This is a genomic window from Aquitalea pelogenes (genome assembly GCF_041914625.1).
In the GTDB taxonomy this organism is placed as follows: Bacteria; Pseudomonadota; Gammaproteobacteria; order Burkholderiales; family Chromobacteriaceae; genus Aquitalea; species Aquitalea pelogenes.
The window spans coordinates 1-12,244 of sequence record NZ_JAYSDA010000001.1 but is presented as its reverse complement, the minus strand read 5'-3'; the positions used below and the strand labels follow the sequence as shown (position 1 = coordinate 12,244).

11 protein-coding genes are annotated in these 12,244 nt (G+C 59.0%); all 11 read right to left on the bottom strand.

The window, feature by feature from the left end; genetic code table 11:
• Positions 1-14 precede the first annotated feature (14 nt).
• A complete protein-coding gene (locus ACE3SE_RS00055) occupies positions 15-806 on the bottom strand; it encodes a YdcF family protein (RefSeq protein ID WP_374553112.1) in 792 nt (263 codons plus the stop codon).
• Positions 807-821: 15 nt separating this feature from the next.
• A complete protein-coding gene (locus tag ACE3SE_RS00050; RefSeq protein WP_045845292.1) occupies positions 822-1,532 on the bottom strand; it encodes an ABC transporter ATP-binding protein in 711 nt (236 codons plus the stop codon).
• The gene (locus ACE3SE_RS00045) at positions 1,529-2,299 is read right to left on the bottom strand and encodes an ABC transporter ATP-binding protein (protein WP_045845293.1); all 771 of its coding nucleotides are present in this window, start codon (positions 2,297-2,299) and stop codon (positions 1,529-1,531) included. Before ACE3SE_RS00045 ends, ACE3SE_RS00050 begins: the two co-directional genes overlap by 4 nt.
• Before the next feature lie 3 nt (positions 2,300-2,302).
• The gene (locus ACE3SE_RS00040) at positions 2,303-3,385 is read right to left on the bottom strand and encodes an ABC transporter permease subunit (protein ID WP_374553109.1); all 1,083 of its coding nucleotides are present in this window, start codon (positions 3,383-3,385) and stop codon (positions 2,303-2,305) included.
• Between the two features lie 17 nt (positions 3,386-3,402).
• Positions 3,403-4,332 carry a branched-chain amino acid ABC transporter permease gene (locus ACE3SE_RS00035; protein ID WP_131359099.1) on the bottom strand — a complete coding sequence of 310 codons (930 nt, stop codon included), beginning with the start codon at positions 4,330-4,332 and terminating at the stop codon, positions 3,403-3,405.
• Positions 4,333-5,049: 717 nt separating this feature from the next.
• Positions 5,050-6,396, bottom strand: a complete 1,347-nt coding sequence (gene astB / locus ACE3SE_RS00030) for an N-succinylarginine dihydrolase (RefSeq protein ID WP_374553106.1) — start codon at positions 6,394-6,396, stop codon at positions 5,050-5,052.
• Complete coding sequence (astD, locus tag ACE3SE_RS00025; protein WP_374553105.1) at positions 6,393-7,853, bottom strand: succinylglutamate-semialdehyde dehydrogenase; 1,461 nt, start codon at positions 7,851-7,853, stop codon at positions 6,393-6,395. Before astD ends, astB begins: the two co-directional genes overlap by 4 nt.
• Positions 7,850-8,884, bottom strand: a complete 1,035-nt coding sequence (astA, locus tag ACE3SE_RS00020; protein ID WP_045845298.1) for an arginine N-succinyltransferase — start codon at positions 8,882-8,884, stop codon at positions 7,850-7,852. The genes astD and astA overlap by 4 nt, the downstream gene beginning before the upstream one ends.
• 11 nt (positions 8,885-8,895) lie before the next feature.
• On the bottom strand, positions 8,896-9,915 hold the full coding sequence (aruF, locus tag ACE3SE_RS00015) for an arginine/ornithine succinyltransferase subunit alpha (protein WP_045845299.1): 1,020 nt from the start codon (positions 9,913-9,915) through the stop codon (positions 8,896-8,898).
• Positions 9,916-10,023: 108 nt separating this feature from the next.
• Complete coding sequence (locus tag ACE3SE_RS00010) at positions 10,024-11,238, bottom strand: aspartate aminotransferase family protein (RefSeq protein ID WP_374553102.1); 1,215 nt, start codon at positions 11,236-11,238, stop codon at positions 10,024-10,026.
• Between the two features lie 369 nt (positions 11,239-11,607).
• On the bottom strand, positions 11,608-12,244 hold a 637-nt coding region (locus ACE3SE_RS00005; RefSeq protein WP_374553101.1), incomplete at its 5' end, for a S1 RNA-binding domain-containing protein.

The following is a 12,244-nucleotide window of genomic DNA, read 5'->3' as shown; positions in this document are numbered from 1 at the left end:
GAGTTGACCCGGCATCAATCCGGCTGCGTGGCTCTGCCGTGCAACCAGCCTTGTACCGAGTAAAAGAAAATGCCCAGCCATTCGCGCAAGGCGGAATGGCATTCCTGCATGGCCCGCCCGGTGGGCAGATACCAGGCCAGCCCTGCGCCATCATAACGGACAAAACCGGTGGGTGCAGGCAGCACATTCAGGCCCTGGGCCTGAAAAAACGGCAGCGCGCGGCGCAGATGCCAGCCCTGGCTGACCAGCACGATACGGCTGATGCCTGCCTTTTTCAGCATGAGCGCACTGTAACGGGCGTTCTCCAGCGTGGTATTGGACTGCATTTCCACCCAGCGTACTGACAGGCCGTAGTCCTGTTGCAGGGTACGCGCCATCACCTCGCCTTCCGGCTCGCCACCATAGGGTGAGCCACCGGTCACCAGCAGGGGCAGATGAGTGCGTCGTGCCAGAAAGGCGGCGTAGCGCAGCCGGGTCTGGGTATCGGCACTCGGTTCGTTACGCTCGTATTCGGGAGCCGGTTTCTTGCCGCCGCCCAGCACCACGATGGCCTGTTGCTGTTGCAGCTGGGCAGTATTTACAACCGGATAGCGCTCCAGACCGGCATTCAGCCACATGGCAGTACGGGGGATGGACAACAGATAGGCCAGCAGCAGGCCGACACATACCAGACTGGCCCCCATGGCAGGCGCACGGCGGCGCAGCAACAGCCCCAGGGCGATGGGGAGAATGAAAAGCAGCGGGGGCAATAAAAAGGCCCCGAAGAGCTGGTGGACCAGTACTTCGGGGCTAATCGTTGCTGTCATTGAAGACTCTTTTGCTTACTCGCCGAGGTAGGCGTTACGCACGCGTTCGTCGTCGAGCAATTCGCGCGCCGGGCCACCCATGGTGATACGGCCGCTTTCCATCACATAACCGCGCTGGGACACTTCCAGGGCCAGTTTGGCGTTCTGCTCCACCAGCAGCATGGTCACGCCTTCCTTGGCAATCATCTGGATGATCTCGAAGATCTTTTCCACGATGATAGGTGCCAGGCCCATGGACGGCTCATCCAGCAGCAAGAGCTTGGGCTTGGACAGCATGGCACGGCCCATGGCCACCATTTGCTGTTCGCCGCCGGACAGGGTGCCGGCCAGCTGCTTGTAACGCTCTTTCAGGCGCGGGAACAGTTCGTACACGCGCTCGATTTCGCTCTGGATGGCCGCCTTATCATTGCGGTAGTAGGCACCCATTTGCAGGTTTTCTTCCACCGTCAGCTTGCTGAAGATGCCACGGCCTTCCGGCACCATCACCAGACCATGACGCACATAGTCGTGGGACGGAATGGTGCCGTTCAGCTTGCCATCGTAAGTGATGCTGCCGCCGGACGGCTTCACCATGCCGATCAGGGTTTTCAGGGTGGTGGTCTTGCCGGCACCGTTGGCACCGATCAGGGTGACCAGTTCGCCCTGGTTGATGTGGAAATCCACGCCACGAACAGCCTGAATGCCGCCGTAAGCCACTTGCAGGTTTTTAACTTCCAGAAGGCTCATGCGTGTGCCGCTCCCAGGTAAGCTTCAATCACTCTCGGGTTCTTGCGTACTTCTTCCGGAATGCCCTCGGCAATCTTCTTGCCGTAATCCAGCACCGCAATACGGTCACACAGACCCATCATGAGTTTGACGTCGTGTTCAATCAGCAAAACCGTAGTACCGCTCTTGGCGATCTTGCTCATCAGCTCCTTGAGCTCTTCGGTTTCACGCGGGTTCATACCGGCAGCCGGTTCGTCCAGTGCCAGCAGCTTGGGCTCGGTGGCCAGCGCGCGGGCAATTTCCAGACGACGCTGGTGGCCGTAGGACAGGTTGCGGGCACGTTCGTCGGCCACGTCGGCAATGCCTACGTATTCCAGCAGTTCCCAGGCTTTGGCGGTAATCGCCTTTTCTTCCTCGCGGGTACGGCGGTCACGCAGTACCGCGCCCAGTGCCCCGGCCTTGGAACGGATGTGGCGACCCACCATCACGTTTTCCAGCGCAGTCATTTCCGCGAACAAACGGATGTTCTGGAAAGTACGGGCGATACCGGCGTTCACCACCACGTGCGGCTTGGCCTGGAACAGGTTGTGGCCGTCGAAGGTGAAGGAACCTTCGTCCGGCACGTACAGGCCGGTCAGCACGTTGAACAGCGTGGTCTTGCCGGCACCGTTCGGGCCGATCAGACCGTAGATTTCACCCTTGTTGATGGTCAGGCCGACATCGCTCAATGCGTGCAGACCGCCAAAACGCTTGTTGATGCCTTCGATTTTCAGCAGTACTTCAGCCATGACTTAACCTTTCTGCGCAGCCGCTTCTTTGGCGTCCTTGAATTCGGCCTTGCGGCGCTTGGACGGCAGCATGCCTTCCGGACGAACCAGCATCATCACCACCATGGCAATGCCGAACAGCAGCATGCGGGCGTTTTCCGGGTCGATCAGCATGCGACCCATGGTCTTCATCTGCAGCGGGCCAATCACGTCACGCAGGATTTCCGGCGCAATGGTCAGCACGACAGCACCCAGGATCACACCGGCGATGTTACCCATGCCACCCAGAACGATCATGGCCAGGATCATGATGGACTCCAGCAAGCTGAAGGATTCCGGCGATACAAAACCCTGGAAGGCAGAGAACAGGCCACCAGCCACACCACCGGACAGCGCACCCAGTGCAAAGGCCAGCAGCTTGATGTTGCGGATGTTGATACCCATGGCCGAAGCGGCAATCTGGTCTTCACGCAGCGCAACCCAGGCACGGCCGATACGGGAGTGCTGCAGGCGGGAAGCCATGATCACCACGATGACGGTCAACACCAGGAACAGGTAGTAGTACAGATAGACCGGCGGCAGGGACATGCCGAACAGGTTGATCGGCGAACCCAGGTCGGCACCGGCCACGCGGATCGGGTCGATCAGGTTGATACCTTGCGGGCCGTTGGTGATGTTGACCGGCGCGTTCAGGTTGTTCATGAAGATACGGATGATTTCACCGAAACCCAGCGTCACGATGGCCAGATAGTCACCCTTCAGGCGCAGTACCGGAGTACCGAGCAGAATACCGAAGAAGGCGGCAAACAGCGCACCCAGCGGAATGGTGACATAGAAGGGCCAGTGAATGCCGAAGTGCGGCGAACCCAGCAATGCGTAGGTATAGGCACCCACGGCATAGAAGGCGATAAAGCCCAGGTCGAGCAGGCCGGCAAAGCCCACCACGATGTTAAGGCCCAGTGCCAGCATCACGTACAACAGCGCGAAGTCGACGATACGCACCCAGGAATTACCCAGCGCGCCGCCTACCACGAAGGGCAGTACGCACAGGGCAATGCCGCTGGCGATGAACAGCCCGACTTGTTTGGAATCAAATGCCTTGCTCATGTTATTTCTCCCCCAGATCAGGCGCGGTCAGCCATCTTTTCGCCCAGCAGGCCGGACGGACGGAAAATCAGCACCAGGATCAGCACCATGAAGGCAAAGATGTCCTGATAGTTGGAACCCAGGAAGCCACCGGTCAGTTGACCGATGTAACCTGCACCCAGGCTTTCGATGATGCCCAGCAGGATACCGCCGGCCACTGCACCACCCAGATTGCCGATACCACCCAGCACCGCAGCGGTAAACGCCTTCAGGCCGATCATGAAGCCCATGTAGTAGTGAGCTTGGGAATAGTTGGTAGCAACCATTACACCGGCAATCGCACCCAGGGCGGAGCCCAGCATGAAGGTGGCGGAAATGATGGTGTTGACGTTGACACCCATCAGGCCGGCCACGGCCGGGTTCTGACTGGTGGCACGCATGGCGCGACCCAGCTTGGTTTTCTCAACCACAACCAGAAGGCCGATCATCAGCACCAGGCACAGCACCACGATCATGATTTGCAGCTTGGTAATGCTGGCACCCATGATGCTGACGGTGTCTGCATTCAGCAGGTCAGGGAACGGGATGTAGTTGCGGCCCCAGATCAGGATGGCAATCTGCTGCAGCGAAATGGACAAGCCAATCGCAGTAATCAGCGGAGCCAGACGCTGAGCGCCACGCAACGGACGGTAAGCCACCCGTTCAATGACAAAGCCCAGCAAGGCGCAAGCCGGAATGGCAACCAGCGTGCCGATCAGCACGATAGCCCAGCCTGGAAGGTCCACACCCGAGTGCATCAGGGTAGAAACGACGGTAATGCAAACCATTGCACCAATCATCACGACTTCGCCATGGGCGAAGTTGATGAGCCCCATGATCCCGTACACCATGGTGTAACCCAGCGCGATCAGCGCATAGATGCTACCAAGTACCAGACCATTGAGGATCTGTTGGAAAAAAATGTCCACGTGGGAGATCTCCTTTGATTTAAACGACCCAGCAGCTTGTAGGGCTTCCCCTCTTCTTATGCCACCTGTAGTTGTTGCCTGTCGTATCGAACCATTTTCCTGGTTTCTGTCTGACAGCCGCACGGATTATGCGTGTGGATTCAATCGACTGTCAATCTGAAAAACCGGTGAAAAACAGCAAAAAGGCAAATCATTTAAGATTATTGCAAGTTATTGATTTTATTGGCTTTTTCTCAAGTATATTACTGCGCTGCAGCAAGATAATATCGGATATCTTCACTGCGCGAGAACACACCTGGCAAAGCCTGCATTTTCACATTTTTGACATGTTTCCCCTTGAAAATATTCGCAACCGAAAAGAAATGTTCATTCGCATTCCAATGCGAACACAGAATTTTCGCACTCATTCGAATGTATACAATCTTCGGGATACAATCGTCCGCCCGACTGAACACACCGCATCCCTGCAAAATTTTTGTCGGCTCACTACATCATTAAGCAAGCAGTACAGACAAAACAGTTTCTTGCGGCCTCTATAGCAAGAGTCGGGCCAGTTTTTTGGCGCTGAAAACGGGAAATTTGCCCCACAATGTGGCAAAAAATGCAGCAGCGCCCCATAACAGCACAAAAGCCACCCGCAGGTGGCTTTATATATAGACAGAAACAGGGCGACTGACCGGAATGAAGACATCGCCCTGCCCTGATGCATGATCTGGCTCAGGCCAGCTGGAAGGGGTAAACCGAACCCAGCCGCATGATGCGCGTCAGCTCGTCCAGCGCCGTGCGGCATTCGTCCAGCAGCAAGGGGTCGGCCAGATCATCCGCACTCAGGCGATCACGGTAATGCCGCTCCACCCAGGCGTTCAGCGTCGCGAACAGATCATCGCTCATCAGCACGCCCTGGTTGACTGCAGCAATCTCGCTGGCCGACATCGCCACGCGTAAACGCAGGCAAGCCGGGCCGCCGCCATTCTGCATCGACTGCTTGAGGTCGAACACGCGGATTTCATTGATCGGGCCGCCGCTGCTGCTCATCTTTTGCAGATAGCTCCACACACGCTCGACGTTGCGGCATTCTTCCGGCACCACGATGATCATGCTGCCATCCGGCTTGGACAGCAGCTGGCTGTTGAACAGATAGCTCTTCACCGCCTCGGCCACGCTCACTTCGGCATCCGGCACTTCCACCGGTACAAACTGCCCACCCACGGCCGCCAGCTTGCGTGACAGCTCTTCCAGCACCCTGCCCTGCTCCAGAAAAGACTTTTCATGGTGGAACAGCACATTGCGGTTACCCACCGAAATCACATCGTTGTGGAACACACCGGCATCGATGGTGGCCGGGTCCTGCTGGGCATACACCACGCCGGATTCCGACAAACCATGCAGGCGCGCCACGGCCTGGCAGGCTTCCAGCGTCTGTCGCGCCGGAAAGCGCTGCGGGGCCGGGTAACGACCATCGAATGCTGCCGCGCCGAATACGAAGAACTCCACCCCGGCAGCATCATATTCCGCACAGAAGCGGGTATGGTTGGCCGCACCTTCATCACCAAAGTGCATCTGCGCCGGCAGGGCTTCATGCACCATGAAGTGCTGTTCGTCGGCAAACATCGCCTGCAACAGACGGCGCGTGGTGGGATGCTCGATGGAACGGTGGAATTTGTTGTTCAGATTGGCCGGGGTAAAGTGCACCCTCTTGTCCGCGGTATCGCCAGACGGGCTGACCGTAGCGGCATTGGCCGTCCACATGCAGGAAGCGGACGAGGCTGCCGCCAGAATGGCCGGGGCCTCCTTGGCGGCACGCGCCACCACTTCGCCATCCGTACCGGAAAAACCCAGGCGGCGCAGGCTGGCCACGTCCGGGCGCTCGTGCGGGGCCAGCACGCCCTGCTTGAAGCCCAGGTCGTGCAACGCCTTCATCTTGGCCAGACCCTGCTGGGCTGCCTGCTTGGGATTGGACACTGCCTTGGTATTGCTGGTGGAAGCCACATTGCCAAAGGACAGGCCGCTGTAGTTATGTGTCGGCCCAACCAGGCCGTCAAAATTCACTTCGTAGGCGTTCACAGTGTAATCCCCGGAGAAAGTTGGGCAGGCACGGTCAGGCTGTCGCATTCCAGCGAGGCCACTGGGTAAGCGCAGTAATCCGCGGCATAGTAAGCGCTGGGGCGATGGTTGCCAGAGGCACCGATGCCACCGAACGGGGCAGCACTGGAAGCACCGGTCAGCGGCTTGTTCCAGTTGACTACGCCAGCGCGGCTTTCCAGCAGATAGCGTTCGTACAAGGCACGGCTATCCGACAGCACACCACCGGCCAGGCCAAATCGGGTGTCGTTGGCAATGGCGATGGCTTCATCAAAGTCCGCATAGCGGATGACTTGCAGCAGCGGGCCGAAGAATTCTTCGTCCGGGCGCTCCACCGCAGTGCTGTCGATGATGCCGGGCGACAGGATGGCGGCATCCGGCGTCAGGCGGCGCATTTCCAGCAGGCTCTTGCCGCCGTTGTCCAGCAACCAGGCCTGGGCCTTGAGCAAGGCTTCAGCGGCGGCATTGGAAATTACCGCACCCATGAACGGTGCCGGTTGTTCGTCGTACTGCCCCACTTTCAGCTTGGCGGTGACTTCAACCAGGCGAGCCAGCAGCGCATCACCCCACGCACCTTGCGGCACCAGCAGGCGACGCGCGCAGGTGCAGCGTTGTCCCGCCGACACGAATGCGGACTGGATGATGTGATGCACGGCGGCATCGACATCGGCCACGTCTTCCACGATCAGCGGATTGTTACCGCCCATTTCCAGCGCCACGATCTTGTCCGGCTGACCGCCGAAATTGCGGTGCAACAGTTCGCCAGTGGCCGAGCTGCCGGTAAAGAACAGGCCGTCGATGCCCTTGTGGCCGGCCAGGGCGATGCCGGTTTCACGCGCACCTTGCAGCAGGGCAATCACTCCGGCCGGCAAGCCCGCTTCCACCCACAGGCGTACCGTTTCCTGTGCGGTCCACGGTGTCAGTTCCGACGGTTTGAACAACACGCAGTTACCGGCCAGCAGCGCAGGAACGATATGGCCATTGGGCAAATGGCCGGGGAAGTTGTACGGGCCGAACACGGCCACCACACCATGCGGCTTGTGACGCAGCACCGCCTGGGCATCACCCATGGGCGCGGCGCGCTCGCCGGTACGCTCGTGATAGGACTTCACCGAAATCTCCACCTTGTTGACCATGGTGGTGACTTCGGTCAGCGCTTCCCACATCGGCTTGCCGGTTTCCTTGGCAATAATGGTGGCCAGCGCATCCTTGTTGGCAGTCAGCAGTTCGCCAAAACGGCGGGCGATGGCAATGCGCTCGTCCAGTGCAGTGCGTGCCCAGGACTTGAAGGCCAGACGTGCCGCCACAACAGCCTGATCAACCTGCGCGGCATCCGCGCCCTGCCCTTGCCAGATGAGCTCCGCCGTGGCCGGGTTGGTCTTGCTCAGGTCTGCGCCGGCACCGGCCAGCCATTGTCCATTGATATACAAAGTGGTCATGCGTTCTCCTTGGGCGACAATGCCACGCAGCGTACGTGGTCGCCTTCCTGCACGTTCAGGGCCTGCGCCTGTTCCGGCGTCAGGCAGAATTCATGAGTGGGTGCTGGTGCTTGTGCCAGAATCACCCGGAAACCGGTCAGCGACTGATTGGATACCAGGTAATGGCAACGCTCCCCTTCGGGCAGCGGGTCCAGTACGCGGGCGGTCACGGTGCGGCTTTCCTTCACCGCCCGAATTTCGCTGGTATAGGCCTGCACGGTAGGGCCGGCATCAAAGATGTCGACATAGCCTTCGTAGCGGAAACCTTCGGATTCCAGCATGGCTACGGCCGGGCGGGTGTTGTCGTGGGTCTTGCCGATTACCGCCTGGGCATCGGCTGGCAGGAAATCGACATACACCGGATGCTTGGGCATCAGCTCGGCGACAAAAGCCTTTTGGCCGACGCCGGTGAGGTAATCCGCCTGGGCAAAATCGATGGAGAAGAAGTGACGCCCCAGCCCTTCCCAGAAGGGTGAGCGGCCATCGGCATCGGATACGCCACGCATTTCCGCCACCACGGTCTTGCCGAACAGTTGCGGGAATTGCGCCAGGAACAGGAAGCGGCTTTTGGACAGCAGGCCGCCATTGCGGTTGGCGCGGAAATCCGGATGCAGGAACAAGGTGCACAGCTCGGAATAACCGGTATGGTCGTTGGACAGGAACAGGGTTTCGTGACGCGAGTACACGCCCAGCTCGTCCGAGGCGTGCACGATGGTGCCCACGCGGTAGTTGTACCAGGGCTCCTTCAGGCCAACGGCGGCTTCCAGCGCGCAGATACCACCAACCTGGCCGGTTTCGCTGTCTTCCAGCACGAATACATAGCCCTGGTCGGCGCGGTCCAGCTCACCGGCAAAGGACAGTACCGAACGGCTGATGCGACGCGACAGGCGTTCTTCGTTCACCGGCAAGGAGGTAAGGCCGACTCCGGCACTGCGTGCCAGATTCATCAGGCCGGGCAGATCGCTATGTGCGATCGGACGGATAATCATCATGCTGTCTCTCCTCAGCCTTGCTGCAAGCCGACCACACGCACGGTGTCGCCGCTGCTTACACCCAGCGCCTGGGCGGCATCCGGATTGATGAAGGCCACACCATCGACAATGGCCACGCGGATGGCTGCCGCCACGAAGTCACCTACCTGCTGGTTGCACACCAGATGCATGCTGGCCTGGGCCGGCAGGCTGGCGGCCACTTCCACCGGATGACAACGGTTGCGCTCCAGCGTTTGCAGACGGTCCAGCTCGGCAGTCAGCACCGCGCCACCATCAAAGATGTCGATATAGTTGTCTGCCTCGAAGCCTTCGGTGGTGAGCAACTGACAGGGACGCTCGAAATTGGCGTGAATCTGGCCGATGGCATTTTGCGCATCGTCCGGCAGCAAGGGCACATAGATGGGATAGCTGGGCATCAGCTCGGCAATAAAGGTTTTGCTGTGGCCGACAAACGCCTGCTCCACCTGCAGGAAGTCCATATTGAAGAAGCGGCGGCCAATGGCGTTCCAGAACGGCGACTGACCGGCATCGTCATGAATGCCCTGCATTTCGGCAATGATGCGACGGCCAAAGCGCTGCCGTGCCGTGGCGATGAACAGCAGGCGCGCACGGGACAGCAGTTCGGCGGCCAGCGGTTCCAGTACGGTATCGGCATAGAAACCGCACAGCTGCACCATGCCGGTAAGGTCGTGACAGATATTGAGCACATGCACCCGGTTGTTCACCTTGAGGGTGCGCGAGGCATGCACGAAGGTTTCGCTGCGGTAGCTGTAAAACGGCTCGTCAAAACCGGCACAGGCACTGATGGAGGCAGTACCCACCACTTCGCCGGCGGATTCCAGCACGAACATATAGTATTCGCTGCCGGTTTCTGCGGTGGCTTCAAACTCGAACGACGATGAGGACTGCTGGATCCGTTCGAACAGCTTGTCCCGATTGTTGGGCAGGCTGGTCACACCGATGCCGCTGGCTACGGCCATTCTTTCGATGGCGGGCAAGTCGGCAGTGCGGACTGGGCGCACGATAAACATGGAAACCTCCCTCTGCGGGGTAAGCCGCTGCGCCGTTTCGCGGGCGCAGCCGTACCCACAGCCACGGCAAAGCCTGGCTGTGGTGTCTCTTGCGGGAAAAAACGGGGCTTACTTGGCGGCGACGAGTTCGGCCACGGCAGCATCAAAACGCTGCAGCGCTTCGTCGATGTCGCGGTCTTCCACCACCAGCGACGGTGCCATGCGCACGACATTGACACCGGCAACCAGCAGCAACAGCTGATGCTTGCTGGCAGCGTTGACGAAGTCCTTGGCACGGCCGGCAAAGGCATCGGTCAGTACGCAGCCCAGCAGCAAGCCCATGCCACGGACCTCCTTGAATACCTTGTACTTGTCGTTGATGGCATTCAGGCCATCGCGCAGGCGCTGGCTCTTGGCACGTACACCGGCCAGCACTTCCGGGGTGTTGACGATTTCGATCACCTTGAGGGCAACCGAGGCGGCCAGCGGGTTGCCGCCGTAAGTGGTACCGTGGGTGCCGACCGAGAAGCTCTGGGCAATCTTGTCGGTGGTCAGCATGGCACCAATCGGGAAACCGCCACCCAGCGACTTGGCGCTGGAGAGGATGTCCGGCGTCACGCCATATTCCTGATAGGCGTACAGCGAGCCGGTACGGCCCACGCCGGTTTGTACTTCATCGAAAATCAGCAGGGCATTGTGCTGGTCGCACAGTTCACGCGCAGCTTGCAAGAAGGCCTTGTCGGCCGGCAGCACGCCGCCCTCGCCTTGCACCGGCTCGATGACCACGGCGCAGGTCTTTTCACTGATGGCCGCCTTGAGGGAGTCGATATTGTTGAACTCGAAATGGTGAATGCCAGCCGGTACCGGGGCAAAGCCTTCGGTGTACTTGGGCTGGCCACCCACGCTCACGGTAAACAGGGTGCGACCGTGGAAGGAATTCTTGCAGGAGATGATTTCGTTCTTTTCCGGACCGAAATGATCGGCGGCATATTTGCGTGCCAGCTTGAAGCAGGCTTCATTGGCCTCGGCACCGGAGTTGCAGAAGAAGGCACGATCGGCAAAGGTGGCGGAAGTCAGCGCATGAGCCAGTTTCAGTACCGGCTCGTTGGTGAACACATTGGACACATGCCACAGCTTGCCAGCCTGTTCGGTCAGCGCAGCCACCAGTTGCGGGTGGCAATGGCCCAGCGAATTCACGGCGATACCGCCAGCCAGATCAATGAATTCACGACCATCCTGATCCCAGACTCGCGATCCCAGGCCCTTGACCGGAATGAAGGCAGCCGGGCCGTAGTTGGGGACCATGACCTGGTCGAAATCAGCGCGGGTGATCGAATTGCTCATCTTTATAGTTCCCTTCCTGCTTGGTCCTCCGTTTCTGCCTGCTGTCCGGGGCAGTAAACGGCATTGTTATGATTTAATACGCTTGAAATGATTCTAATCGAATCTTCCGGCCAACCCATATCCGGTTTGCGACATCTGCTTATAAAATTACTTGACCTATCTCAAACCCGTCAAACCGCCATTTTCACCTTAATTTTCAGCATCTTGCAAAACAAATCGTCGGCACAGCCGCCATCTGGCGGTCAAAATGCTGCGCAGCATGCGTCCTGCCTGCCGTAATCGCGACATTCACACCGGCATCCCTTCCCTGCCGCCAGACGCAAAAAAGCCCGCATTGCTGCGGGCTTTTGCTTGGCAGATTGCCAGGAATTACTGCTGGGTCTTCAGACCAAAGGAGTCGGCGGTTTCGCGCGCAACCTTGGATTCGTCTTCCAGCAGCGCCTTGATGGACAGGCGGATACGACCGCGATCGTCCATTTCGATGGCCTTGACCTTCACAACCTGGCCTTCTTTCAGGTAGTCGGACACATTCTTGATGCGCTCGTTGGCGATCTGGGAAATGTGTACCAGACCATCCTTGCCCGGCAGGATGGAAACGATGGCACCGACGTTGTTGTCGAGGATCTTCACTACGGTACCTTCGTAGATCTTGCCCACTTCAACTTCAACGGTGATTTCTTCAATACGCTTCTTGGCAGCCTCGGCGCCTTCACCGGAGATGGAGGCGATGGTGATGGTGCCATCTTCCTCGATATTGATCTCGGTGCCGGTGTCCTTGGTGATGGAGCGGATGGTTTCGCCGCCCTTGCCGATCACGTCACGGATTTTCTCCGGATTGATCTTCATCACGTACAGACGCGGAGCGTGGGCAGACAGCTCTTGCGGGCCTTCCACGGCTTCCTTCATCAGGCCCAGGATATGCTGGCGGCCTTCCTTGGCTTGTGCCAGGGCAACCTGCATGATTTCCTTGGTGATGCCCTGGATCTTGATGTCCATCTGCAGGGCG